This window comes from Bacteroides sp. OM05-12 (genome assembly GCF_003438995.1).
In the GTDB taxonomy this organism is placed as follows: domain Bacteria; phylum Bacteroidota; class Bacteroidia; order Bacteroidales; family Bacteroidaceae; genus Bacteroides.
Map to the genome: position 1 here is coordinate 10,724 of NZ_QSUN01000028.1, position 26,527 is coordinate 37,250.

The window sequence follows — 26,527 nt, forward strand, 5'->3', positions numbered from 1 at the left end:
ACTTTTTGATCCGAATGGAAAATGTAAGCATATAGGAATACCGGATATGACAATCTGTCACTCTATTCTGTCCTTTAGCAGATGTGCAGAAACGGAGGATTCGGAAAGTCGGTATGCTTTTTCTTTTAGGCATATCATCTGTGCTGTCCGCGTCTTAGTCGGATTGAAAAGTAAGTTGGTTGTACCTTTTTCTAACATCTTAGTGAAATGTGAGCAGATAAGAGCGATATTTTGTAACTATGTAAGAGTAATAAGGGAGACATTTCAAAAAAAGAGGGGGACATTTTATAAAATGAAGATGCTCTACAAAGCGTAAAACGGTGATTCTAAAAAAATATGGTGGACATTTATGGAAAATAGGGGAGACATTTCAAAATATAATATACTGCTTAAGAGATATAATGGCGATTCGGAGCAAGAATGGGAGACATTCTAAAAAAAGAGGTGGACATTTTATAAAATAAATATGCTCTATAAAACGTAAAATAGTGATTCTTGAAAAATATAGTGGACATTTGTAAAAATGAAGGTGGACATTTTGCCGTTTTTGGGTTCCGTGCCACAATCGCAGGGATTTTCGTCGAACTAACCTTTTACAATGCTGTTCTCATCCTCTGTTCCCATTCTCTGAAAACCCGTCTTGTTTTCTACGGATAAAATGGGAAGGGAGCATTTCTTACCTGAAAATACAAATGACAGATACCTTATGTATATATAGCGACCACCGTACTCAAAGCAGTATTCTTCTATCAGGAATACTCTTTCCGTCTCTTCAAAAAGTTAAATTGGTTAAAAAATCCGTTTCGCCAGCTTCTTGGCAAATCTTTTGAAGTATATAAAGTGTTTAACAGACGAAGAAAAAATAGGAAAGGAGAACAAATATATGAACTTTAACAACTTCACAATTAAATCGCAAGAGGCGGTTCAGGAGGCTGTGAACTCAGTTCAGAGTCATGGACAGCAGGCTATCGAGCCGGTACACTTGCTCGCCGGAGTGATGAAGGTAGGCGAAAACGTCACCAACTTCATTTTTCAGAAGCTGGGTATGAACGGGCAGCAAGTAGCTCTCGTCCTCGACAAGCAGATCGAATCACTTCCGAAGGTGTCGGGAGCCGAGCCCTATCTCAGCCGCGAAGCCAACGATGTGTTGCAGCGTGCTACGCAGTATGCCAAAGATATGGGCGATGAGTATGTATCCCTCGAACAAATAGTGCTGGCATTGCTCAACGTGAAAAGCACTGCGTCCACCATCTTGAAAGATGCGGGTATGACGGAAAAAGAACTCAAATCCGCTATCACCGAGCTGCGTAAGGGTGAGAAAGTGACCTCTCAATCCAGCGAAGATACCTATCAATCCCTGAATAAATACGCAATCAACCTGAACGAGGCGGCGCGTAGCGGCAAACTAGACCCGGTTATCGGGCGTGACGAAGAAATCCGCCGTGTGCTTCAAATTTTGAGCCGTAGAACCAAGAACAATCCGATCTTGATTGGTGAGCCGGGCACAGGCAAAACGGCAATCGTGGAAGGACTTGCTCACCGTATCTTGCGCGGTGATGTGCCGGAGAACCTGAAAGATAAAGTAGTATACTCACTCGATATGGGTGCGTTGGTGGCCGGTGCCAAATACAAAGGAGAATTTGAGGAACGGTTGAAAGCCGTTATCAACGAAGTCACAAAATCGGAAGGCAATATCATCTTGTTTATCGATGAGATACATACACTTGTCGGCGCAGGAAAAGGAGAGGGGGCAATGGATGCCGCCAATATACTGAAACCGGCATTGGCGCGCGGTGAGTTGCGCTCCATCGGTGCAACTACTTTGGATGAGTATCAAAAGTACTTCGAAAAGGATAAGGCGCTCGAACGTCGTTTTCAGATTGTCTATGTAAATGAACCGGATACCTTGAGCACTATTTCCATCCTGCGGGGATTGAAAGAGCGCTACGAAAATCACCACAAGGTGCGTATCAAAGACGATGCAATTATCGCAGCGGTGGAATTATCCAATCGGTACATTACCGACCGTTTCTTGCCGGATAAGGCGATCGACCTGATGGATGAAGCTGCTGCAAAATTACGTATGGAGCGTGACTCCGTACCGGAAGAACTGGATGAAATATCTCGTAAAATCAAGCAGTTGGAGATTGAACGGGAGGCAATAAAGCGTGAAAAGGATGAACCGAAGCTGAAGCAGCTCAACAAAGAAATTGCCGAGTTAAGAGAACATGAAAATTCGTTGAAAGCAAAATGGCAGAGCGAGAAAACGCTGGTCAACAAGATTCAGCAAAATAAACAGCAGATCGAGCAACTTAAGTTTGAAGCCGACAAAGCCGAGCGCGAGGGTGATTATGGTAAGGTGGCCGAGATACGTTACGGCAAACTTCAGGCATTAAATGATGAGATTGATGAAATTCAGAAAGAGTTGCATCAAATGCAGGGAGATACTGCCATGATAAAGGAAGAAGTAGATGCAGAAGACATCGCTGATGTAGTATCCCGTTGGACGGGAATTCCTGTCAGCAAGATGCTTCAAAGCGAACGTGAAAAACTACTTCATTTGGAAGAAGAACTGCATCTGCGTGTCGTAGGACAGGACGAGGCTATTGCTGCTGTATCTGATGCCGTACGTCGTAGCCGTGCCGGATTACAAGACCCGAAACGACCGATTGGTTCTTTTATCTTCCTTGGTACTACCGGGGTTGGAAAAACGGAGTTGGCAAAAGCATTAGCCGAATACTTGTTTGATGACGAAACATTGATGACGCGTATCGATATGAGCGAGTATCAGGAGAAACATTCCGTTTCACGACTGATCGGAGCTCCTCCGGGATATGTCGGTTACGATGAAGGAGGTCAGCTGACTGAGGCTGTACGTCGCAAACCCTATTCCGTAGTACTGTTTGATGAGATTGAAAAAGCTCATCCTGATGTATTCAACATCTTGTTGCAAGTGTTGGATGATGGGCGTTTGACAGACAACAAGGGACGTATGGTTAACTTCAAGAATACCATTATCATCATGACTTCAAACTTGGGCAGTGCATATATCCAAAGCCAGTTTGAAAAAATGAACGATGAGAACCGGGACGTAATCACTGAGGAGACAAAGAAAGAGGTGATGTCTATGTTGAAGAAAACCATCCGCCCGGAGTTCTTGAATCGTATAGATGAGACAATCATGTTCTTACCGTTGGACAAAGAACAGATAGAGCAAATTGTAATGCTCCAGATAAATGGAATAAAACGGATGCTTTCTGAAAATGGAGTGGATTTACAAATGACTGATGCAGCCGTACAGTTCCTTGCAAGTACAGGATATGATCCTGAGTTTGGCGCCCGCCCTGTAAAGCGTGCCATCCAACGTTACTTATTAAACGATTTGTCTCGCAAATTACTGGCTCAGGAAGTCGACCGTAACAAACCGATTCTCGTAGATGCTGCCGGAGACGGATTAATATTTAAAAATTAATAGGTAAGGCATAGATAGAGAGTAGGAAAATGTTTTTCATTGTATGGAGCCCCAATGAAATCAGCCCGGATTTAGTATATTTTATACGAATCCGGACTGATTTTTTATATCTGATTGTAATCTTTAAACTTATTCCGCTTCAGTTGTTTCCTTTTCGGCTTCTACATCTTCAAAATCAGTAATATTATTGCTGACTAAAATGTTGTACCAAGATATTAATTTCTTAATATCAGTCGGGTAAACGCGGTCACGATCATAGTCCGGTAATATTTCAGTGAAATATGCACGAAGTTCATCAACCGTTGCTTTTTTAGGATCAATTGAGGCTACTGCACCGTTCTCTTTCTTTTTTAATGAAGTCAGAACATCCTTTAAAGGCACTTCAGAATCATTTGTATACATGGCAATATCGGCCAAAGAAGTAATTTTTTCATTTCCGTAAGCGGGCATACGCTTTTTATCCGGTGTAATACTCTCAACAATCAACATGTTTTTACCTTGAGATATAAGTTTGTATAATCCCGGTTTTCCTGAGATAGATAAAATAGTCTTTAACATAGTTATATTTTAATATTTTAGTATTCGAGTGGCAAAAGTAACATTCAGTTATGAGACATACAACGTATTCGTAGGAAAATACTTTGTTTTAAACAAATATTAGGAAAGTATATTAGCTCTTCAGTCGATCAAGAATTGTTTGGATCTGGGGAATTAACGGAGTAACATCATCATTATAAACTACATAATGGGCGCATTTCGCTTTTTTTTCATCATCCATCTGACTTTGAATTCGTTTTCTTATCAATTCCTCAGATGAATTGTCTCGCTTCATAGCTCGTTGTAAACGTAGCTCTAAAGGAGCATAAACCATTATTATTACATCAACCTCATCTGAAAAACCAGCTTCAATAAGAATGGCAGATTCAATAGCTACAAACGGGCAATTATTGTTTTTTTCGAGACTCCATCTCCTAAAATCATCTTTAACGCAAGGATGTATTATTTGATTGACTTGTTCCGCATGATTTTGATTTCCGAAGATATAAGAAGCTAAAAGAGTTTTATTTAATTGTCCTGCTTTGTAAATATCATTACCAAGTAAGTTGGTAAGCTCCTTACGTATTTTCTCATCTTCCAAAGTTAGTCGTTTGGACTCAATATCGGAGATATAGACAGGAATTCCCATTATTTCCAGCAAATGTGAAACTACTGATTTTCCACTTCCGATGCCACCGGTTATACCTATTTTAATCTTCATCATTATTATATGTAGGAAGTTGTTCTATCAGATAATCAATTTCTGCCGGAGAAATACGAATATGACTGACACCTGCCGGCATGGATTTAATCTTCACTTTATATTTCTCGGAATTATTGTTTAATAGTTCATTATAAGGAACTTCTAATATAAAATCATCCGGATGAATATCTTTAAAGTAATTTAATCCTACCTGAAATGTGACTTTTACTTTTGACGGAAATGTCCGCAATATTTTATCTGCAGGAAAGTCTACGCCAATTAATGGGATTTCCAACGTTTTCTCTGTGATAAGGTCAATGGGTAATAAAATATTGACTGAATTAGGAACAAACTTTGCTCCTTTGATTTTTGCCAATAATAATGTCTGCCGGGTTGTATCAGTAAGATTATTTAAATTTAAAGGTTCTGTTCTTGCGTACTGAAGTGTGTCCAAAATGGATTTTGGGGCATATACGATAACAGAATCTTGTGAGTAAATCGTATCTGTCAGGTAATACTGCGGGCTTGTCGATATGTTTCCTTGCAATAAGACCGGTACTTTTTTAGCTTTGCCACGAGAATAGATGAATTCTAATGTGTCCGGTTTGATCGCTAATAGTCTCGTTGAGGCATTTAACTGACTTAAAATTTTCTTTTCCAGTTCACGTGCATAAATCCGAACATGATTACCTCTATTCTTATAAGCATCAAAATCAAGTGTCAAAGGATAAAAACTCTGCCCTAACATGTAGTTCAATAAAACAGTTCCTTTGTCTTTGATTTGTATCTTCAATTCGGAGGGAAGTTCCGAAGTTAAAACCGCATCATTCGGTATGCCTTTTAAGCGTAGAGGAATTGTAAATTCCGTTTCATAATCGTTCTTTAGGGTTTGTAATAACCAAAAGCCCGTTGATACGATGAAAAAAAACAAAAAGACCAAAAACTCTCTGCTTTTATCACTGAGCAAAAAGTTCTTAATCTTTCGTTGTACCTTCGTATAAAAATATCTTATGTTCTTGAAACGGAACATCTTCTTTTACTTAGACGCTTCCTGAGTTTGATCGGGAGCACTTGCAAAAACAGAATTTTTATCAATAGTGATTTTTACATTATCTGCGATTTCCAAAAGAATAGTGGTATCCTTGATATCCTTGATTTTACCATAGATACCTCCGGCAGTGACTATTTTCTGACCTACTTCCAGGTTCTTACGGAAATTCTGGATTTCTTTTTGCTTCTTGTTTTGTGGACGGATCATGAAAAAATACATAATAGCAAATACAGCTATCATCATAATCCAAAAATAACTACCACCACCCGTTGGAGCACTTTGCAATAATACAGTTAATAAATTCATAAGATTTCTTTTAATTAATTTCTACATTCAATTAGTAAACAAACAAAGGTATTAGTTTTTTGTCAATTTACCTTCTTTTTTTAATTGATTAACGATTCCATCCAACGTCCCGTTAATAAAACCGCCACTTTTTGCTGTACTATATAGTTTGGCAATATCTACATACTCGTTTAAAGATACGCTAACCGGTATATTAGGAAAACTTAGAATTTCAGCTAATGCAATTTGTAAAATAATCACATCCATAAAAGCGATACGGTCTAAATCCCAGTTACGGGTGTTCTCGCTAATTAAATGACGGTAGTAATCTGCATTCAAAATGGAACGGCGGAACAGACGACGCGCAAATTCCTGATCTTCTTCATCTTTAAATTCAGGAAGTAGAGGTTGGTTTGCGCCATTCTTTAATTCAAAACGTTTAATTGTTTTTAAAACGAAAGTATCCACAATCTCTTTATCGTCATTCCAATATAAACTTTGATCTTCCAATACTTGATCCAATGTTTCATTGTTGAAAATGAAGCTTTTATATAATTTGCGCCACAATTCACGATCATCTTCATAAGATGTTTCTTTTGTAGCCATATATTCCTTATATATATCGGATTCGCTTATTTTTTCGAACAGATCTTTAATGAATTCGGTTTCATTGTCCCAGCTTTTCTTTTGATTAACAACGAATTCACTCAGTTGCTTGTTTATTTCCAACTGTGCTATGAATTGATTGTCTACGAATTTCATGCAAGGGGCTAATTCTTCTTTGGTAGGCACTAATTTGTTTTTTGCGGCATCTATTCGCTTTTCGGCATATTTCGTCAACTCCACCATCAATAGCAACAGATAATTATATAGATCATATGCTTTTGACAAGCTAAAAAACAACTCTTTCTCTGCGGTATCCAGGTTCTTGCCTCCGTTCTGATAATAGGCATAGATAATCTGTACAATCTTTAGACGAATAAGAACTCTGTTAATCATAACTTTCTTGAATATTACTTTTATTAACGAGCTGCAAAAGTAGATATTTTTAGTGAGAACCGACAAATAAATTGCATTTTTTATACAATATTTCTTTTGTTGGATATTAAAAAGAGATTTTACAATGAAGTTTCTGCTTTTTTCTTTTGACTATTTAAAAAAAATACTCAATTTTGAGCCCGATTTAGGGAAGGTCTCTATAAACCTTTTCAATGTAGAAACAGATTACTTTAAAGAAACATGGAAGAATTCAAAAAGAAAAGTGCAGTTGAAATGAATGACAAAGAGATTATATTCTCAAAGTCTATTAAAGCCGGTAAACGCATTTATTATCTGGATGTGAAGAAAAACCGTAAGGATGAAATGTTCCTTGCCATTACCGAAAGTAAGAAAATTGTTTCCGGTGAAGGAGACGATTCGCAAGTTAGTTTCGAAAAGCATAAAATCTTTTTATACAAAGAGGATTTTGAAAAATTCATGAATGGCCTTAATCAGGCTATCGAATTCATTAATGAAACCCAGGGTGAACCTGCTCAAGTTTCCCAAAAAGTTGATATGGTAGAGACTGAAATGCAAGAAGATTGCACGGAGAAAGAGGAAAAAACTACCGGAGATTTAGCTGATGAAATAAAAATAGATATTGATTTCTAGATAAAAAGATAAGCGATCAATCTAATTATATCGTCTAAATATTTGATTTATCGAAAAGAAAGCGTAATTTTGCACCGCTTTTGAAACATCGTGTGATATAACCACATCGTGTGATGGTGAATTAAGCATTTGAATAAACTTAATTTAGAGTAACACAAAAAAATTAAAAAATGAGATCATTTGAACTAAAAGGAACTGCAAGAAACATTGCAGAACGTTCTTCTGAACAGAAAAAAGCTTTAAAGGCTATGCGTAAAAACAACGAAGTACCTTGTGTATTGTATGGAGTTGGAAAAGATGCTGACGGAAAACCTGTTGCAACACATTTTACTGTTTCGTATGACAGTCTTCGCAATTTGGTGTATACACCGCATATTTACGTAGTAGATCTTACTATCGATGGCAAAATGGTGAACGCTATTATGAAAGATATCCAATTCCATCCGGTAAAAGATACGATTCTTCATGTAGACTTCTATCAAATAGATGAAGCTAAACCAATCGTTATGGAAGTTCCTGTTGCATTGGAAGGTTTGGCAGAAGGTGTTAAAGCCGGTGGTAAGTTGTCTCTTCAAGCTCGTAAGTTGAAAGTGAAAGCTTTGTATAATCTTATTCCTGAAAAGTTGGTAGTTAACGTTAGTAACTTGGGATTAGGAAAAACTATCAAAGTAGGTGAGTTGTCTTATGAAGGTCTTGAATTGATTAACGCTAAAGAAGCTGTTGTTTGCGCTGTTAAGTTAACTCGTGCGGCAAGAGGTGCAGCTGCTACTGCTAAATAATTAATCTTATAAGAAAGATTACAACCAATTTCAATGAAATATTTGATTGTAGGATTGGGTAATATAGGTGAAGAATACCGAAATACTCGTCACAACATAGGATTCAATGTATTGGACGCCCTCGCAAAGGCGTCCAATCTTGTTTTTACAGACGGACGTTATGGAGCAACCACAACTCTGTCTGTAAAAGGCAGAACTTTAATTCTGCTGAAGCCTTCTACTTATATGAATTTGAGTGGAAACGCAGTCCGATATTATATGCAAAAAGAAAATATTCCTTTGGAAAACGTGTTAATCATTGTCGATGATTTAGCGTTGCCATTTGGGACCTTACGTCTTAAAAGTAAAGGTAGTGATGCCGGACACAATGGGTTGAAACATATTGCAGCGACACTCGGTACTCAAAACTATGCACGTCTTAGATTTGGTATCGGAAATGATTTTCCAAGGGGCGGACAAATTGATTTTGTGCTCGGACATTTCTCTGAAGAAGATATGAAAACAATGGATGAGCGTTTGGAAACTGCCGGAGAAATAGTGAAAAGTTTTTGCTTGGCAGGTATTGATATCACGATGAACCAATATAATAAGAAATAAAGAATATGGCTGAAGCAAGAATAGACAAATGGCTGTGGGCTACCCGGATCTTCAAGACACGCACAATTGCCGCCGAAGCTTGCAAAAAAGGACGTGTTATGATTGGAGGTTCACAAGTTAAAGCCGCACGTATGATTAAACCGGGAGATGTTATTCAAGTGAAGAAACCTCCTATTACTTATTCTTTTAAAGTTGTACAGCCCATTGAGAAACGTGTCGGAGCTAAGCTGGTATCCGAATACATGGAAAATGTAACCACTCCCGACCAATATGAATTATTGGAGATGAGTAAAATAAGCGGATTTGTAGATAGGGCAAGGGGTACGGGAAGACCTACTAAAAAAGAGCGCCGAAGTCTTGAAGACTTTACCGAACCTGAATTTATGGATGATTTTGATTTTGACTTTGATTTTGACAATGAAGATTAATGAAAAGGACTTTTCGGGTTAGTGTTTTTCTACGAAGTTTATTCCCATTCAACATACGGTCGATTGTTTGCAAACGATAGGAGTTTGTCAACAATCGACCGTATGTTTGTTTACAAACGTCCTTATGTTTTTTTCAAGCAACCCGATGATTTTAGAAAACATCAAGGTGTTTTTAAAAAACATCATGGTCGTTTCAAAATTACCTAAGGGAGCGTTACCTAACGCACAAGGGAGCGATGGCTAACGCTCAAGGGAACGATGGCTTACATCTACGGGGGCGTAAGCCGACACTCCCTTAGGCGTTTTTAGCTTGCTTGTTTTGCTGATTCTGTTATTTCAACTTTTACTTTGATTTGCCTTCACCTTATCACTATTTATATCTTTGTTGTTGATTGTCAATTTGTTACAGTGAAGGTAAATTTTCGTGAGCTGCACTCCAAAATGGATTATGCTACCTTTTTTACAATAGACCAAGAGAACTTGGTTCACGGAGGACACTGATTATATCGGTTTAATAATGGAGGAACTCCGTTTTTATTCGCTCAATTCGCGTCATCCGTGAATCATTGGCTTTCTTTAATTGAGAGTTGAAATCTAGGATTCCCATCCAAACTTCTTTCACTCTCAATTCTTAACTCTCAACTCTCAACTAAAGAAAAGTACCTGCACTGCAATATGCTATTTATCAGATGTATATGTCTAAATAGTGATAAGGTGAAGGTGATAATAAGTAATTTAAAAATATATGCAAAATTAGAATTAATGTTTACGGATAAGCCTATTAGACAGGCTATCGCCCCATCTTTTCTAATTATTGCCAAAAGAAAAAACTGAGAGTTAGGAGCTAAAGATTAGCTTTAATCGCTTCAATCATTTCTTGGTATTCCTTATCTGTGAAATAAACTTTACCGGGATTCATGGTGAAAGTGCCGCCAAAGTCCGGTCCGTCTACATATTTAGGTGCTAAATGAAAATGCAAATGAGAGAGTTTATCGGAATAAGCTCCGTAATTTATTTTTGTCGGGTGGAAAGTCTTATCCATCGCACGGGTTACGCGAACTACATCTGCCATGAAAGCATTTCGCTCTTCATCATTCAATTCAAACAAATCGTTTACGTGGTCTTTATAAGCCACTAAGCAGCGGCCACGGTAGGTTTGCTCTTTGAAAAGAAATACACGTGAAACACTCAACTGAGCTATTTCAATCATTAAACTGTGTAAGGTGTCATTATTTTGACAATACAAACAATCTTTAGGATCACTCATGGTAAAATAATTTTAGATTATAATGTTGTAAAAGTATGGTATTATTTATCACTTGATGGGGAATTATCCGTTTTTTCACTAACCAATTTGTACACATCGTCATTTTCGCCCACTACCCAGATAATATCTCCTTCTTCGAAAGGAATGTTCACGTCCGGCGTCTTCAGTGCGTCGTTAGCACGTTCCACACCAACAATCAAGCATTTATATTTATCCCGGATGCCTGATTCTCGGATAGACTTACCAAGAAATACGGAATCTTTATCGATAACAAATTGTTTTAAACTCATTTCATGCTTTTCTATATCCGGCTCATTTTGATCTATCGCTGCATCTGTCAATTCTTCTCCGAATTCAGTTAGCTGCTCATCCGTGCCTATTACCTGAATCTTATCTCCGGGGTAGATTCTTGTTGATGCACCGGGAATGTTAATCCGATGATTACCACGAAGAATAGATGCAATATGCACTCCATATTTTTGCCCGATAGCTAATTCTTTCAGCGTTTTGTCTGCCCAAAGTGAAGTACCGGGCACGTCAAAGTCCGTAAGATGCAAATCACGGGAGAGCAATTTTCCTGCATATTCCGGTTTTTGCTTACCCAAATAGGCGGCTTGGACGTCACGAAAACGAAGGTTCTGTATAAAAGTCCGCTCCATCATGATGGATTGTTTTTTTAATCTGCGGGAATAGACCATCAGGCAAACTAGTAAAATAGCTACTCCAAGTGCCAGACCGATAGAAGCCTTGAACAGACTAGCGATGACAAACATTACGAAAGATATGGCTATTACCATTCTGAGGATAATGGTTGATACGAGTGGAGCACGGTTAAAGCGATTGTCATCCCACAGTGCACAAAATTCAATTGAATGATTCTTCTTGACGATAATGGCACGCAGAAAAGGAGAAATACAGAGTATTGTGAATACTGCGCCAAGTAAGGAAGCCCAGAATTGGGGTAGGCTTGCACGGAAAAATGGAATTATAAATTGGAACGATAAGGTGATTACGGCGATAGATAAAATGGAATAAATAATTACGATGCGTACAATTGCCGTTAGAAGTTTTTTCCAGTTATTTTCATGATTTACGGTTTGAGAACCGGAAGAGTAACGTTCCATGAACTGTTTCCAGCTTGTTGGCAGCCAATGTTCCACTTTTTCCGATGCCGGACCCGCCAATCGGATCATATAAGGTGTAAGGAAGGTGGTGACTACGGAAACTGCTACCACAATCGGGTAAAGGAAATTACTGGTGACGTGCAGGCTTACGCCGAGTGAAGCAATGATGAAAGCAAATTCCCCTATTTGCATTAAACTAAAGCTAGACTGCATGGCGGTTTTTAAAGATTGTCCGGCAAGCAGCACTCCAAAGGTTCCGAAGATCGCTTGTCCAAATATCACGGCAAAGGTTATCACAATAATAGGTACGGCATATTCGGCAATCATGGCGGGATCGACCATCATGCCGACCGATACGAAAAATATAGCACCGAATAAATCTTTTACCGGTTTTACCAAACGATCTATTTGTTCCGCTTCAATTGTTTCTGCAAGAATAGAGCCCATAATGAATGCGCCAAAGGCAGGAGAGAACCCTGTTTTTGATGCCATTACCACCATTCCGAAACAAAGACCGAGCGAAACAATCAGCAATGTTTCATCGCTCATTAACTTTTTCATCCGTTTCAGAAAAAGGGGAACGATATAGATACCGACTATAAACCAAAGAATCAGGAAGAAACCAAGTTTTCCGATACTGTCAAGCATCTCTGCCCCTTCAATATTCTTGCTTACGGCCATTGTAGATAGCATCACCATTAGGACAATTGCCAGTATATCTTCTAATATTAGAATGCTCAGCACCAATCCTGCAAATTTTTGTTTGCGCAAACCTAAATCATCAAAAGCCTTATATATAATGGTAGTGGAAGACATGGCAAGCATACCGCCCAAGAAAATACAATCCATCCGATGCCAACCGAAGCTGAGTCCTACGAAGATCCCGACCATTATCATACAGAAAATGATTGTTACAGCAGCAATGACGGCTGTACCGCCTACTTTCATTATCTTCTTGAAACTAAACTCCAATCCTAAAGCAAACAGTAAGAAGATAACACCGATATCCGCCCATGTTTGTATATTGGCTACATCCATTACTGAAGGAGTCAACGGCATATGTGGGCCTGCCACGAAACCGGCAACGATATATCCTAGTACTAAAGGCTGCTTTAGGCGTTTAAATATCAGCGTTATAATACCTGCACAGATAAGGATCAATGCAAGGTCTGCTATCAAAGGAGCTAAATGAGACATAGACTTTCTTGTATTTGGTCAATGCAAAAATACAGGAAAATTATTAATAACGGGCGGTAAACAAATGAAAAAGTGCTGACGAATTTGACCATTCATCAACACTTTAATATGTAAAAATACAGTTCTGCTTTATAACCTTATTTTCTGAAAGGAGGGCGGACAACGACAGCTTTCACGCCTTTTCCTCTGACGCTGACAAAAATTTCTGTCCCTGCTTTTGAATATTCAGGTTTTACGTATCCCATACCGATACCTATTTTGCGACAAGGAGACATCGTTCCGCTGGTTACTTCACCTATTATTTCACCGGCTTCATTCATCAGTTCATATCCGTGACGAGGGATTCCTCTATCAATCATCTCAAAACCGATAAGCTTGCGGGTGGTCCCTTCTGCTTTATGCTTTTCCCAAAGAGGACGGGATATGAAATTCTTGCCTTCGGTAAACTTGGTAATCCATCCCAATCCGGCTTCTATGGTGGAAGTGGTATCGTTGATGTCGTTTCCATACAAACAGAAGCCCATTTCTAGACGTAATGTATCGCGGCATCCTAATCCTACCGGCTTAATACCGAATTCTTTACCGGCTTCAAATACTGCATTCCATATTTTCTCTGATGCTTCCGGATAGAAATAAAGCTCGAAACCTCCGGCTCCGGTATATCCTGTATTTGAAATGATCACTTCTTTCTCGCCGGCCAGTTCACCTACTACAAAAGTATAATAAGGTATATCGGACAGGTTTACGGAGGTCAGTTTCTGTAATGTCTCTAATGCTTTAGGCCCTTGGATGGCAAGTTGCGCCATGTGGTCGGAAGCATTTTCCAGAATTGCGCCTTCTGTATTTTGTTTTACGCACCAATTCCAGTCTTTTTCTATATTAGCAGCATTTACTACCAAAAGATATTTTTCCGGTTCATACTGATAGAGTAGGAAATCGTCAACTATCCCTCCTTTATCGTTCGGAAAACAAGTGTATTGTACTTTTCCAGGCTCTAAAGCAGCAACATTATTAGAAGTGATTTTTTGCAAATACTCCAATGCTTTAGGACCTTTTACCCAAAACTCTCCCATGTGGGACACATCAAAGACTCCTACTGCATTGCAAACAGTGAGGTGTTCATCAATAATGCCGCTGTATTCTATCGGCATATTGTAACCTGCAAATTCAGACATCTTAGCACCGAGTGCTATGTGTATGTCGGTAAACGGTGTGGTTTTCATAGTATTATAATTATTTATTAGCGATAAGTTCCGCAATTTTGATTATTACATTCATGGCTTTTTCCATAGATTGGATAGGAACGAATTCGTATCGTCCGTGGAAGTTCAATCCTCCGGCAAAGATATTAGGGCATGGTAAACCTTTGAAAGAAAGTTGTGCTCCATCCGTACCTCCACGAATAGCTTTAACTTTCGGTTCTACTCCTGCTAGTTTCATCGCATCAAAAGCTATATCAATAATATGCATCACAGGCTCTATCTTTTCACGCATATTATAGTATTGATCGCGAAGTTCGAGGGTTGCAGTACCTTCACCATATTTTTCATTGATGTATTTCACTATTCTTTCTACTTCTTTTTTACGGTTCTCAAACTTAACCCGGTCATGATCCCGGATAATGTATGAAACAGTAGTTTGTTCTACTTCTCCCTGAATACCTATCAAATGATAAAAACCTTCATAACTTTCCGTATGTTCAGGAGCTTCACATTCCGGTAACATATCAATAAATTGGTTAGCTACACGGATAGAATTTATCATTTTATTTTTTGCATAGCCCGGATGTACGTTACGCCCTTTAAAAGTAATCTTGGCGGAAGCTGCATTAAAGTTTTCAAATTCTAGTTCGCCAACTTCACCACCGTCCATCGTATAAGCCCAATCGCAAGCAAATTGCTCGACATTAAATTTATGGGCACCTTCACCGATTTCTTCGTCGGGGTTGAATCCTATACGGATCTTGCCATGCTTAATTTCCGGATGCTCTTTCAGATAAACGATTGCTGATATAATTTCAGCAATACCGGCTTTATCATCTGCGCCAAGGAGTGTATTCCCATCGGTTACAATTAAATCTTCACTTTTGTGATCAAGCAATTCAGGAAATTGAACAGGTGAAAGAACAATCTTATTCTCTTTGTTCAACACAATATCTCCACCATCGTATTCTTTAATAATCTGTGGCTTTACATTTTTTCCACTCATATCCGGACTGGTATCCATATGGGCTATAAAACCTATTGTAGGTAACTTTTTATCTGTATTGGCAGGTAAAGTGGCAAACAAATACCCATATTCATCGAGAGTTATATCTTCGAGCTTTAAAGCTTCCAGTTCTGTTTTTAGATACTCGGCAAAGACCATTTGTCCTGGAGTACTTGGAGTGATGCCTGTTAACTCACTTGATTGAGTATCAAAGGTCACATACTTTAAGAAACGTTCTACTAAAGTCATATATCCAATTATTAAGATTATTTTATGTGCCCGTAAAGGTAAAAAAAGAGCTACGAATTACAAAAGAATTCGCAGCTCTTTTTCTCATCTATTAAGGATGATTATATCTTAATGGCATCAAAAATGACTGGAACCGTCAAAACAATGCGTACATACTTTACATTTTGGTAACCCGATGGCCTCGATCAAAGTTTCTAAGGAATTAAACTGAAGTGATGATAATCCGAAACGTTCTGAAATAATACGAACCATTTTCTCATATTCGGGAGAACCTGTTGTGGCATATTTGTCTAGATTCTTATTCTCATCTCCTTCCAGTTCCTTAATAATGCGGCGGGTTGCTAATTCCAAATCCGACTTAGAAGCTGTAAAGCCTATAAACGGACATCCATAGATAATAGGAGGGCAACCTATGCGCATATGGACTTCTCTTGCTCCGTAATCAAATAGAATTTTTACATTATCTCGCAACTGTGTGCCACGTACAATGGAATCGTCACAGAAAATAATACGTTTACTATCAAGCATGGCACGATTGGGAATAAGCTTCATTTTAGCGACTAAGGAACGCATACTTTGGTTGCTGGGAGTAAAACTTCTTGGCCATGTAGGGGTGTATTTTACAATGGCACGATGATAGGGGATGCCTTTACCTTCGGCATATCCAAGTGCTTGCCCGATACCGGAATCCGGGATGCCACATACACAATCTGCTTCACAAGGATCTTTCAGTCCCATTTTCATTCCGCTCGTGAAACGTACATCTTCTACATTGCGACCTTCATAACTGGAATTTGGAAATCCATAATACACCCACAAAAATGAACAAATCTGCATTTGCTCATTTGGCTTGCGAAGTTGTTCCATTCCATCGGCACGTAAACGTACAATCTCACCCGGACCTATATATTTCAGAATCTCATAATCCAGGTTTGGGAAGCTGCTCGATTCGCTGGTTGCCGCATAAGCACCGTCTTTTTTACCTATTATAATAGGAGTACGCCCCCACTTATCACGGGCCGCGATAATACCATCTTCTGTCAGCAGTAACATGGAACAGGAACCTTTCACACGGTTGTATACATTCTCAATGCCTTCCACAAAACTCTTGCCTTGAATTATAAGAAGAGCAATCAGTTCGGTCTGGTTCGTGTTTCCGGAACTTAATTCAGCAAAATGCATGCCTTCCGATAAGAGTTCACGTTCCAACTGATCCAGATTTTGTATCTTAGCTACTGTTACAATAGCAAATCGTCCCAAATGAGAGTTTATTACTATCGGTTGAGCATCGGTATCACTGATGATGCCAATTCCTGCTTTTCCTTTAAATTTGGGTAAATCCTGTTCAAATTTTGTACGAAAGTATGAGCTTTCGAGATTGTGTATAGAACGTGTAAAACCTTCATCCTCCGAATAAGTAGCCAATCCGCCACGTTTCGTTCCTAGATGAGAATTATAGTCTGTACCGTAAAATAAATCGGTCACACAGTCTGTCTTGGCAACTGTTCCGAAGAAACCTCCCATTTGCTTATTTTTGTAGTTAGTTATAAGTGCTGCAAATTTAAAAAATAAATAAAAGCCCCGAAAGGGTTTTGAGTAAATTCTAAATAAAAATCCTCCTCATTCAAATTAAAAAGAATGAGGAGGACTATACATTATATATTAAATATTTACATATTATTTATACCAATCAGCATCTTCTGCGCCTTGTGTTGCTACCCAATTATTAAACTTCGGATAAACGACGTCAATACGCTCTCTTTCTGCCGGCACTTTATATTCCATAGTCGGAATATCTATGGCAAACGGATAATTTGTGGAAGATACGTAATATAAACCCTTTTCAGGAACAGATTTATCATCATATTTACCGAATAGACTCATATCTGCCAAACTAGTCGGAGACTTTTTGGGTAAATGCACCTCTTTTCTGGAAGCGGAAGTCGGCATAATAAACGGATTATAAGGAGCTACAAGCTTTGATTTATCCACGCTGTTATAGTCATCACGGTTGTATTCTATCGTAATCTTGAAATTACCGCCTTTATAAACACGATCTTTGCCTGTAAATCCATCCTTTGTACTGTCGAATAATCTGAAAACAGCATAACGTTGTCCTAGTTCCACATCATACATTCCAATATTAGCCGACGGGGTCGATGCCCATGTAGGACGTTCTATCGATACACTCTTGAGATTTGTGGCGGAAACACCGTCTAATTGATATCCGAATGCATTATCAACTCCAGCTCCATTATTTATTGGAGTAAAAATATCTTCTGTCTTAATCGCTTTATTGTCTTTATCAAAAGTAATTGTGGATTGATAGGTAAGGACTAAATCATTCATATCGTAATCACCTTGAGAAGGCCACAAATCTTCAAAAGCAATTGTACCGTTTTTGGTCATAGTTATATTAGGAAATACAATCTCCTCATCACCGATTGACGGCACATTCGGGCTTTCAGGATCAATAATAGATTTTATCGGAGTTGCATCTACATAGAATAGCACATCTTCATAGCTGCTATCATGTGAACCCGGATCACCATCTTCAAAACCTATCACTATTGTTTGGGTCTTCTGATCGAACAATGTCATACAGCGGCTTTCACCTTTATTGAAACTTTGGTTTGAGTAATAAATCGGCTTATTCACATCCACTTCTTTGTGATCATGGAAACCGTTGGATATTAAGAACCAACCAATTGTATATCCCGGAAGGAAAGTTTCGCTACCTGCTTGGTCGTATCCCTCTCCAAAGAACTTCAAATGTACCTTACATCCCAATGTCAAAGGGGCTTTATTAAAACTATTGTTTCCATAGGAATTATAAGGATCATCTCCGCCAATTGACACGTTTGGGAAAATAATATATTTAGGTAATGTTGCAATATCAGGAGTAGTTCCGGTTTTATAATAATAATATCCGAATGTATTTTGATAACCGGCTCTTTCATTTAAAAATACTAAATCAATAGTGGCTCCTTTAATATCGCTGCCATCGGCTGCCTTTTGAGAAATAGAGATATTAGTCTGGCTCTCATTACTTAGATATTTAGTATTATCTTTCTTATTACCGGCTTTTCCTATTTTAGCTTGTAGCCTATTTAAGAGAGCCGCTATATATTCCCCATTGCTATTTACCGTTAAATCAATTGCCATATAACCTTTTTCATGGATTTTTCCGTATTTAGACCACTTACATAAAGAATAAATAGCTTTTGTCTCATCTACAACATAAGGTGATGTGCTACCGCTTGTAGTGGCACGGGTTAAAGCCTTAGTTTCCTCAGTTGACTCCTGTTGTAAAGCAGGTAGATCAAAACTGGCTTTTCCGTCAATAATAGAAAGTTCTACACATTCGGGTAATCCTAAATAAGATGTATACAAATATACCTCATTTAAATCCGAAGGAATAGGCATGTCTCCATCAAATGTACAATTATCATCCGTATAAGCTTTGAACAACGCATTAACGTTTTCTTTCTTTATACGATTCCCATTTACAAATTCAATAGGGTTTTCAGCATAAACCTCAATTAAAGCCTTATAACCCGGAACTCCATAATTTACATACAGTGAACGGGCTATTGTCGTCTCAAAACCAAAATACTGATCAGTTGCAGGCTTTTGTCCATCATCATCTCCCGAATCATACAAGTCTTTCTCAGAACAAGCCGCTAACGCTGTTATCATTAACAATATAGTTAATAATGCTCCTACGTTTTTTGATAATTTTAATTTAGCCATAATATTTCTGTTTGTTAATGTTGCAAATTTAGATAATATTTGTTTTATAGTGAATATATTTTGCAACTTTCTCTTAAAATAATTAATTATTTAACTATTAACTTTATTTTTATCACTGTTTTCGGTGAAGATGTTTATTATAAATAAAGTATTAACTTTGCACTTTAAATAATAAATTGTTTCTTAATGAGAAGTCTCATCTATATTTTTATCGGAGGAGGTGTCGGAAGCGTATTTCGCTATCTGATTCAATTGGCCATTAATCAAAGTGTTATAACAAAACTTCCTTTAGGTACTTTTGTCGCGAATATAATCGGTTGTTTTCTTATAGGTGCTTTTTATTCATTATCCGAGCGGTTAAATCTTTCCAACGAAATTCGATTGCTCTTTACTGTTGGCTTTTGTGGCGGATTTACGACTTTTTCAACTTTCTCTACTGAAAATCTTAATTTATTAAGAGAGAATCTTTACGGGACATTCTTCTTATATACATTCTTAAGTGTTGCTGTTGGAATAGTCAGCGTCTTTGCGGGGATATGGGCGGTAAAAAGCCTGTGAGTCTACCTATAAATAGGTATTTTCAATCTATATATAGAAAAAAGCAATTTAGAAAAAAACATTATTCCCTCTCTGATTGTTATCTTTGCTAAGAACAATAAACAAGGATAATTATGAAAATTGAAAAGATTAAAGGAAGAGAGATTCTTGATTCAAGGGGTAATCCGACTGTAGAGGTTGATATAATATTGGAATCTGGTATTACCGGTCGTGCTTCCGTTCCGTCCGGAGCTTCTACCGGAGAGCATGAGGCATTGGAACTGCGTGATGGAGATAAAAATCGCTACGGTGGTAAGGGTGTGAAAAAAGCTGTTGACAATATAAATAATATAATAGCTCCTACACTTATTGGGATGTCTTCATTAGATCAAATGGGGATAGACAAGAAGATGTTGGAACTTGACGGGACTAAAACAAAATCAAAATTAGGAGCGAATGCCATTTTAGGTGTATCTTTAGCTGTAGCCAAGGCTGCTGCAAACTATCTTGATATTCCTCTTTACAGATATATTGGTGGAACAAATACGTATGTACTACCAGTCCCGATGATGAATATCATTAATGGAGGGTCGCACTCTGATGCTCCGATTGCTTTTCAGGAATTTATGATTCGTCCGATAGGTGCCAAGTCCTTCCATGAAGGACTACGTATGGGAACTGAGGTATTCCACGCATTAAAAAAAGTATTGCAGGCGCGTGGATTAAGTACTGCCGTGGGTGATGAAGGTGGTTTTGCTCCTGCGTTGGACGGGACAGAAGATGCTCTTAACTCTATTCTTGCAGCTATCGAAGCGGCAGGATATATGCCGGGAAAAGATGTAATGATTGGCATGGATTGTGCCTCTTCGGAGTTTTATCATGATGGTATTTATGATTATACCAAATTTGAAGGTTCAAAGGGTAAAAAACGCACTGCTGATGAACAAATCGATTATTTGGAGGAGTTGATCAATAACTATCCCATTGATTCTATTGAAGATGGTATGAGCGAAAACGACTGGGCTGGATGGAAAAAACTGACAGAGCGGATTGGGGATCGTTGCCAGTTGGTGGGAGATGATCTGTTTGTAACCAACGTGGAATTTCTTGAAAAAGGGATTAAAGAAGGATGTGCTAATTCAATTTTGATTAAAGTAAATCAAATCGGCTCTCTGACGGAAACGCTGAATGCCATTGAAATGGCTCATCGTAATGGGTACACAACAGTTACTTCGCATCGTTCAGGTGAAACAGAAGATGCAACTATTGCCGATATTGCCGTAGCAACAAATTCCGGACAGATAAAAACTGGTTCATTGAGTCGTTCAGACCGTATGGCTAAATATAATCAACTTCTTCGTATTGAAGAAGAATTGGGAGATTTGGCTGTTTATGGATATAAGAAGATAAAATAAGATAAACTTATATTTAACGGATAAGCCACCAAAGATTATACTCTATTCATCTTTGGTGGCTTTTTGTTTACCTATCTGAATTTCATTGAAATTTATTTCTTTTTAGAGTCACAAGACTTTTTGCATTCAGACTTACATTCTTGTTTACTGCAAGCACATTTTTTGCAGTCGCTTTTCTTACATTCTGCGTTTTTACAATTGTCTTTGCAGCATGCTTTATCGCACTTCTTGTCTTTATCACATTTCTTTTGGCAACATTGTTCTGTCTTTGTACATTTTTTAGGTTCTTGTGCATTCGTTGCGGTAAAGATACCCATTGCAGCAATGAATGCTGCACAAATCATAATTTTTTTCATTTGAATCATTATTGAATTAATACTTGTTGTCAGTTACAAAGAAAGGGAATTTTGTGATATGTTTTGTTGTCTGTAATCTTATCATTTTATAAAAACCTTTATATAATGATAAAAAAGGAAGAGTTATGAGTGGGGAAAAGGATGTTGAAAATATGATCTTATAAAATAGTGTTTCGGGAATAAATTGTATCTTTACCCCATTAAGATAAAATATATGGAAAAAGAGACTAAATTTACCGATACGGTAATACTGATAGATGCATTGTTCATGGATTTTGTTATCGATGATTTGAAGAAAAATTTTGAACGAATGCTAAATAGGGAGCTGCATGATGTAGAACTTGATAAATTGATTACTTATATTTCATTGGATGCGGATGTTAGAGAGGGAAGTGATGAGATACAAGTTCTGTTTATTTATGGTGAGAATGTGAAGCAGTTGAGGCATTGCCATCCGTCGGATTTAGAAAAGGAGTTGAATAATACGGCTTTTCGTAATCCGCTTGGAGAGTTTTCTTTCTTTTCTTTTCAACCTGAAGGTATGGCAACAATAGAAGAACTCTATTTAGAGTCTTTGAAAATAGTAGCCGATGCAAAAGAGATTGATAAACTGATCGTAATCTCCTTTAATGAGGAATATGGTGAAAAGGTGAATGACATATTAAATAAGGTGGATGGTAAAGAGATTATTCAGTTTCGTATGAACGAACCGGAATATCGGACATCTTATCGTTGGGAAATGTTGGCATATCCTATTATGCAGGCATTGGGAATCAAGGGTGAAGAATTACAATAGCATTTTATGTCAGCAGATTTCAGACTAAAAGTATTTTGTAGCGTGGCTAAGAATCTCAGCTTTACAAAGGCCTCGCAAGAATTGTTTGTGAGCCAACCGGCTATAACAAAGCATATTCAGGAATTGGAGAGTTTGTATCAGGCACGTTTATTTGAACGTCTGGGGAATAAAATATTATTAACTCCTGCCGGTAAATTGCTGTTGGAACATAGTGAACGTATCTTGGAATCCTATAAACGGCTGGAATTTGAGATGCATTTGTTGCAGAATAAATATACCGGGGAACTGAAATTAGGGGCAAGCACTACCGTTTCCCAATATGTTTTACCGGTCTTATTGGCGCAGTTTATAGAGAAATTTCCTCAAGTGTCTCTTTCTCTTTTGAATGGAAATTCTCGTGCCATAGAAAAAGCCTTAGAAGAGCATCGCATTGATTTAGGGTTGGTTGAAGGCATTGTTCGGCAACCGACTTTGAAATATACTTCTTTTCTGGAGGATGAGCTGGTAGCTGTAGTGCATACGAAGAGCAAATTGGTATCACTTGATGAAATAACGATAGAAGAACTTCAGAATATACCTTTGGTGTTGCGTGAAAGAGGTTCCGGCACATTGGATGTCTTGGAAACAGCGTTGGCTGAACACAATATTAAATTGTCTTCACTGCATGTAAAGATGCATCTGGGAAGTACGGAAAGCATCAAGTCTTTTCTGGAACATACGGATTGTATGGGTATCATATCTATTCGATCTATTAATAGAGAACTGTATGCCGGCAGATTTAAGGTAGTGGATATTAAGGACTTGAAAATGACTCGTACGTTTAGTTTTGTACAAGCGCATGGACAAGAAGGAGGATTGGAACAATTATTCATGCAATTTGCTTCAAACCATAACGAAAAGTTATAAGCAATAAAGAAAAACGATTAGGTGGAATGTAGGTATCGTATTACCTTTGCGCTCAATTAAAAAACGTAAAAAGTAATAAAATGCACACACTTAACAATTTCTTACAAGAACACAAGAAAGCAATCTATGTAACTTTACTTGCTGTATTGACACTTTTCTTATTAATGGAATATATTCCTGTCTTGGCCCCTTATTCAGAATGGGTTACACCTCCGGTTGCTCTTTTTGTAGGATTGGCTTTTGCTTTGATTTGTGGGCAAGCGCATCCTAAATTCAATAAAAAGACTTCGAAATATTTACTTCAATATTCGGTGGTAGGTTTAGGATTCGGTATGAATCTGCAAGCGTCTTTAGCTTCCGGAAAGGAAGGTATGGAGTTCACGATTATCTCTGTAGTAGGAACGATGTTGATAGGTTGGTTTATTGGTAAGAGGATGTTGCGTGTAGACCGTGATACAGCCTATTTAATAAGTTCGGGTACCGCTATTTGCGGTGGTAGTGCCATTGCTGCCGTCGGTCCTGTGTTGAAAGCAAACGATAGTTCTATGTCAGTCGCTTTAGGTACGATATTTATTCTTAATGCGATAGCTTTGTTTGTATTTCCTGCTATCGGTCATGCATTGGATCTTAGTCAGCAACAGTTTGGTACATGGGCAGCGATTGCCATCCATGATACAAGTTCTGTAGTTGGTGCGGGGGCAGCTTATGGTAAGGAGGCTCTTGAGGTGGCAACAACAATTAAGTTAACGCGTGCTTTATGGATTATTCCGTTGGCATTGGTTACTTCTTTTATTTTTAAAGGTGACGGTAAGAAGATCTCGATTCCTTGGTTCATATTCTTCTTTATTTTAGCTATCGTTGTGAATACTTATCTTTTGGACAGTGTCCCTCAAGTAGGTCATGAAATTGCTCGTTTTGCTCGTAAAGGGCTGACTATAACCTTGTTCTTTATTGGTGCTTCTCTTTCGATGGATGTAGTAAGGCAAGTTGGTATTCGCCCGATGATACAAGGTATTCTTCTTTGGTTGGTGATCAGTGTAAGCTCATTGGTCTATATCCTTTGGTAAATCAAGGTTGTTTAGAGAAATAGATATATACACCCTTCTTCTATCCTTCCTTTATTATATATTGGTTTAGAAGAGGGGTTTTTATTTTCTTATGTGGTTTGAAATTTTTCTTCGATATAGTTTAGGATTTCTTTTTCCTGTTCAGGATGAAACCATACGATCTCCTCGTCTCTTTTAAACCAAGTCATTTGCTTTCTGGAATATATACGGGAGTTTTGCTTAATCTTTTCGATGGCAAAAGATAAATCCCATTCACCATCTAGATAGTTGAATATTTCTTTGTAACCGACTGTGTTGAGCGAATTGAGGTGTTTATAAGGATATACAACTTTTGCTTCTTCCAACAATCCATCTTCAATCATCATGTCTACACGGCGGTTGATACGTTCGTATAGCTCTTCCCTGTCACGTGTCAGACCGATTTTAAGGATATTGAATGGTCTTTCTTTGGCGGAGCGTGTACGGAAAGAAGTATAGGTACGTCCGGTCATGTAGCAAATTTCTAATGCGTGAACTACCCGCTTGGGATTTTTTAAGTCGACAATCTTGTAATATTCGGGATCGAGCAGCTTTAATTCGGCACACAAATTATCAAGCCCTTCCTCTTCGTAGCGTTGTTTCATTAACGTGCGCGTTTTTTCGTCAACGGTAGGTATGTCATCAATCCCTTTGCACACAGCGTCTACATACATCATAGAGCCACCGGTGAGTATAACGATGTCTTTTTCTTGAAACAATACGGAGAGGAGTTTCATTACTTCCGTTTCATATTGCGCTGCACTGTAGTAATCTGTCAGTTGTAGTGTTCCGACAAAATGATGCGGAACACGTGCTAATTGTTCCGGGGTAGGAGCAGCCGTACCTATTTTAAGATCAGCGTAAAGTTGTCGGGAGTCGGAAGAAATAATATCGGTTTGAAAGCGTTCCGCCAGGCGGAGGCTTAATTCCGTCTTACCGACTCCGGTAGGACCAATGAGGACAAGTAAGGTTTTTGCTTTAGAATTTATCTTCTTCATAGGGACCACTGCCACCGCCTATGTCAAATCCTTCCGGATCGAAATCTTCTAAATCAAAATCCTGATCGCCATAAAACGTTTCATCCAAATCAATAGAAGAGTTAGCTGCTGCCATTTCTTCAAAATCAATGGTTTGAGTAGGAGGATTGCCATGTTTCTTGGAACAAACGGCCTTGTCTAAGTCTTGTCCTGTAATAATTTCAGATAGTTCGATGAAAAATACACGCTCTGCAAGCGGATCGAATACATAAAGCAATTTCTGTTTTTCATCTTCAATCAGATCGCTTAACATGGTTTCTTTCATAATCCATGAGTCTTCTTCGGAATTATTGTCCATATCTTCCAATGTGATTTCTTTTTCTTTTTCCCAGTTATCATCACAAATGAAGAAAGAAGTCATTTGGTCATCTTTGTAACCGACAGACTTTAGAATAGCTTCGTGCAAATCGAAGAATGTTGCTTCGGAATCTATTTTAATTTCCCGAACGAAATCGTCTACTTCGTCTGATATAATTGTAAATCTGTATACCATAATCTGATGATTTTTTAATGGCGTAAAAGTAGTAAAAATATTGCTGCGAGCAAATATATGCATAGCAATTAAATGAAAAAATCATGAGGAAGTAATATTTCGGATTATCGGTAAAATCATGTGTATATTTACCGCTTGGTTTAACTGCAACAAATACCTGTTATTTTGCATACGGTCGATTGTTTATAAACTCCTATCGTTTGCAAACAATCGACCGTATCTTTGTCTACAAACGTCCTTATGTTTTTTTCAAACAACCTGATGTTTTAAAAAAACATCAAGATCGTTTTATAAATATCGCCTAAGGGGGCGTTACCCAACATTCAAGGGGACGACGGCTAACGCTCAAGGGAGCGATCGCTTACATCTACGGGAGCGTAAGCCAACACTCCCTTAGGTATTTTTAGCTTGTTATTTTGTTGATTTAGCAGTTCTCGATTTTACTTTGAACTGCCTTCATCTTATCACTATTTGCTCTTATGTTACTGATTACTATTTAATTAAAGTGAAGGCACTTTTTTTATGAACTGCACCCCAAAAGTTGGACAAGACAAGTCTTACACATGAAATTAAGTTATTGTTATTCTTTGTCCGAGAAAAAA

24 protein-coding genes are annotated in these 26,527 nt (G+C 38.1%); 10 read left to right on the forward strand and 14 right to left on the reverse strand.

Features of this window, described 5'->3' with window-relative positions; all coding sequences use genetic code 11:
* Positions 1-883 precede the first annotated feature (883 nt).
* Complete coding sequence (gene clpB / locus DXB63_RS15580) at positions 884-3,472, forward strand: ATP-dependent chaperone ClpB (RefSeq protein ID WP_122127345.1); 2,589 nt, start codon at positions 884-886, stop codon at positions 3,470-3,472.
* Positions 3,473-3,601: 129 nt separating this feature from the next.
* On the opposite strand, the gene DXB63_RS15585 is transcribed toward clpB, so the two are convergent.
* The 5 genes from DXB63_RS15585 to nusB all read right to left on the reverse strand — a co-directional run bounded on the left by DXB63_RS15585 (position 3,602) and on the right by nusB (position 7,047).
* Positions 3,602-4,030 carry a DUF5606 domain-containing protein gene (locus tag DXB63_RS15585; RefSeq protein ID WP_122127323.1) on the reverse strand — a complete coding sequence of 143 codons (429 nt, stop codon included), beginning with the start codon at positions 4,028-4,030 and terminating at the stop codon, positions 3,602-3,604.
* Positions 4,031-4,142: 112 nt separating this feature from the next.
* The gene (coaE, locus tag DXB63_RS15590) at positions 4,143-4,730 is read right to left on the reverse strand and encodes a dephospho-CoA kinase (RefSeq protein ID WP_122127346.1); all 588 of its coding nucleotides are present in this window, start codon (positions 4,728-4,730) and stop codon (positions 4,143-4,145) included.
* Positions 4,720-5,742 (reverse strand): CdaR family protein, encoded by a 1,023-nt coding sequence (locus DXB63_RS15595; protein WP_122127324.1) that lies wholly within the window; start codon positions 5,740-5,742, stop codon positions 4,720-4,722. Before DXB63_RS15595 ends, coaE begins: the two co-directional genes overlap by 11 nt.
* Before the next feature lie 6 nt (positions 5,743-5,748).
* Complete coding sequence (gene yajC, locus DXB63_RS15600) at positions 5,749-6,069, reverse strand: preprotein translocase subunit YajC (protein ID WP_122127325.1); 321 nt, start codon at positions 6,067-6,069, stop codon at positions 5,749-5,751.
* Between the two features lie 51 nt (positions 6,070-6,120).
* On the reverse strand, positions 6,121-7,047 hold the full coding sequence (gene nusB / locus DXB63_RS15605) for a transcription antitermination factor NusB (RefSeq protein WP_122127326.1): 927 nt from the start codon (positions 7,045-7,047) through the stop codon (positions 6,121-6,123).
* A 240-nt stretch (positions 7,048-7,287) separates the two neighbouring features.
* Here nusB and DXB63_RS15610 point away from each other — a divergent pair, with 240 nt between their 5' ends.
* From DXB63_RS15610 to DXB63_RS15625, 4 genes are all read left to right on the forward strand, one after another.
* The gene (locus DXB63_RS15610; RefSeq protein ID WP_122127327.1) at positions 7,288-7,698 is read left to right on the forward strand and encodes a PUR family DNA/RNA-binding protein; all 411 of its coding nucleotides are present in this window, start codon (positions 7,288-7,290) and stop codon (positions 7,696-7,698) included.
* 170 nt (positions 7,699-7,868) lie between these two features.
* Positions 7,869-8,477 (forward strand): 50S ribosomal protein L25/general stress protein Ctc, encoded by a 609-nt coding sequence (locus DXB63_RS15615; RefSeq protein WP_122127328.1) that lies wholly within the window; start codon positions 7,869-7,871, stop codon positions 8,475-8,477.
* Positions 8,478-8,510: 33 nt separating this feature from the next.
* A complete protein-coding gene (gene pth, locus DXB63_RS15620) occupies positions 8,511-9,074 on the forward strand; it encodes an aminoacyl-tRNA hydrolase (protein ID WP_122127329.1) in 564 nt (187 codons plus the stop codon).
* Between the two features lie 5 nt (positions 9,075-9,079).
* Positions 9,080-9,502, forward strand: coding sequence for an RNA-binding S4 domain-containing protein (locus DXB63_RS15625; protein ID WP_122127330.1), 423 nt, complete (start codon positions 9,080-9,082; stop codon positions 9,500-9,502).
* A gap of 844 nt (positions 9,503-10,346) precedes the next feature.
* On the opposite strand, the gene DXB63_RS15630 is transcribed toward DXB63_RS15625, so the two are convergent.
* From DXB63_RS15630 to DXB63_RS15655, 6 genes are all read right to left on the reverse strand, one after another.
* Positions 10,347-10,769 carry an HIT family protein gene (locus DXB63_RS15630; protein ID WP_122127331.1) on the reverse strand — a complete coding sequence of 141 codons (423 nt, stop codon included), beginning with the start codon at positions 10,767-10,769 and terminating at the stop codon, positions 10,347-10,349.
* A 41-nt stretch (positions 10,770-10,810) separates the two neighbouring features.
* The gene (locus tag DXB63_RS15635) at positions 10,811-13,090 is read right to left on the reverse strand and encodes a cation:proton antiporter (RefSeq protein ID WP_122127332.1); all 2,280 of its coding nucleotides are present in this window, start codon (positions 13,088-13,090) and stop codon (positions 10,811-10,813) included.
* A 137-nt stretch (positions 13,091-13,227) separates the two neighbouring features.
* A complete protein-coding gene (gene gcvT, locus DXB63_RS15640; protein WP_122127333.1) occupies positions 13,228-14,313 on the reverse strand; it encodes a glycine cleavage system aminomethyltransferase GcvT in 1,086 nt (361 codons plus the stop codon).
* Between the two features lie 10 nt (positions 14,314-14,323).
* A complete protein-coding gene (gene pepT, locus DXB63_RS15645) occupies positions 14,324-15,547 on the reverse strand; it encodes a peptidase T (RefSeq protein ID WP_122127334.1) in 1,224 nt (407 codons plus the stop codon).
* Between the two features lie 117 nt (positions 15,548-15,664).
* A complete protein-coding gene (locus DXB63_RS15650) occupies positions 15,665-17,071 on the reverse strand; it encodes an amidophosphoribosyltransferase (RefSeq protein ID WP_122127335.1) in 1,407 nt (468 codons plus the stop codon).
* A 153-nt stretch (positions 17,072-17,224) separates the two neighbouring features.
* A complete protein-coding gene (locus DXB63_RS15655) occupies positions 17,225-19,300 on the reverse strand; it encodes an LruC domain-containing protein (RefSeq protein WP_122127336.1) in 2,076 nt (691 codons plus the stop codon).
* Between the two features lie 186 nt (positions 19,301-19,486).
* Between DXB63_RS15655 and crcB the strand changes: the two genes are divergently transcribed.
* Positions 19,487-19,858: a fluoride efflux transporter CrcB gene (crcB, locus tag DXB63_RS15660; protein ID WP_122127337.1), complete on the forward strand. Its 372-nt coding sequence runs from the start codon at positions 19,487-19,489 to the stop codon at positions 19,856-19,858.
* A 113-nt stretch (positions 19,859-19,971) separates the two neighbouring features.
* Positions 19,972-21,252 carry a phosphopyruvate hydratase gene (eno, locus tag DXB63_RS15665; RefSeq protein ID WP_122127338.1) on the forward strand — a complete coding sequence of 427 codons (1,281 nt, stop codon included), beginning with the start codon at positions 19,972-19,974 and terminating at the stop codon, positions 21,250-21,252.
* Between the two features lie 92 nt (positions 21,253-21,344).
* On the opposite strand, the gene DXB63_RS15670 is transcribed toward eno, so the two are convergent.
* Positions 21,345-21,608, reverse strand: a complete 264-nt coding sequence (locus tag DXB63_RS15670) for a hypothetical protein (RefSeq protein WP_122127347.1) — start codon at positions 21,606-21,608, stop codon at positions 21,345-21,347.
* Positions 21,609-21,822: 214 nt separating this feature from the next.
* On the opposite strand from DXB63_RS15670, the gene DXB63_RS15675 reads away from it, so the two are divergent.
* The 3 genes from DXB63_RS15675 to DXB63_RS15685 all read left to right on the forward strand — a co-directional run bounded on the left by DXB63_RS15675 (position 21,823) and on the right by DXB63_RS15685 (position 24,377).
* Positions 21,823-22,404: a DUF6621 family protein gene (locus DXB63_RS15675; protein WP_122127339.1), complete on the forward strand. Its 582-nt coding sequence runs from the start codon at positions 21,823-21,825 to the stop codon at positions 22,402-22,404.
* A 6-nt stretch (positions 22,405-22,410) separates the two neighbouring features.
* Positions 22,411-23,310 carry a LysR family transcriptional regulator gene (locus tag DXB63_RS15680; protein WP_122127340.1) on the forward strand — a complete coding sequence of 300 codons (900 nt, stop codon included), beginning with the start codon at positions 22,411-22,413 and terminating at the stop codon, positions 23,308-23,310.
* Positions 23,311-23,390: 80 nt separating this feature from the next.
* On the forward strand, positions 23,391-24,377 hold the full coding sequence (locus tag DXB63_RS15685) for a YeiH family protein (protein WP_122127341.1): 987 nt from the start codon (positions 23,391-23,393) through the stop codon (positions 24,375-24,377).
* Positions 24,378-24,466: 89 nt separating this feature from the next.
* On the opposite strand, the gene miaA is transcribed toward DXB63_RS15685, so the two are convergent.
* Both miaA and DXB63_RS15695 read right to left on the reverse strand, forming a co-directional pair.
* Positions 24,467-25,393, reverse strand: coding sequence for a tRNA (adenosine(37)-N6)-dimethylallyltransferase MiaA (gene miaA / locus DXB63_RS15690; protein WP_122127342.1), 927 nt, complete (start codon positions 25,391-25,393; stop codon positions 24,467-24,469).
* The gene (locus DXB63_RS15695; RefSeq protein ID WP_122127343.1) at positions 25,374-25,925 is read right to left on the reverse strand and encodes a hypothetical protein; all 552 of its coding nucleotides are present in this window, start codon (positions 25,923-25,925) and stop codon (positions 25,374-25,376) included. Before DXB63_RS15695 ends, miaA begins: the two co-directional genes overlap by 20 nt.
* Positions 25,926-26,527: the final 602 nt, after the last annotated feature.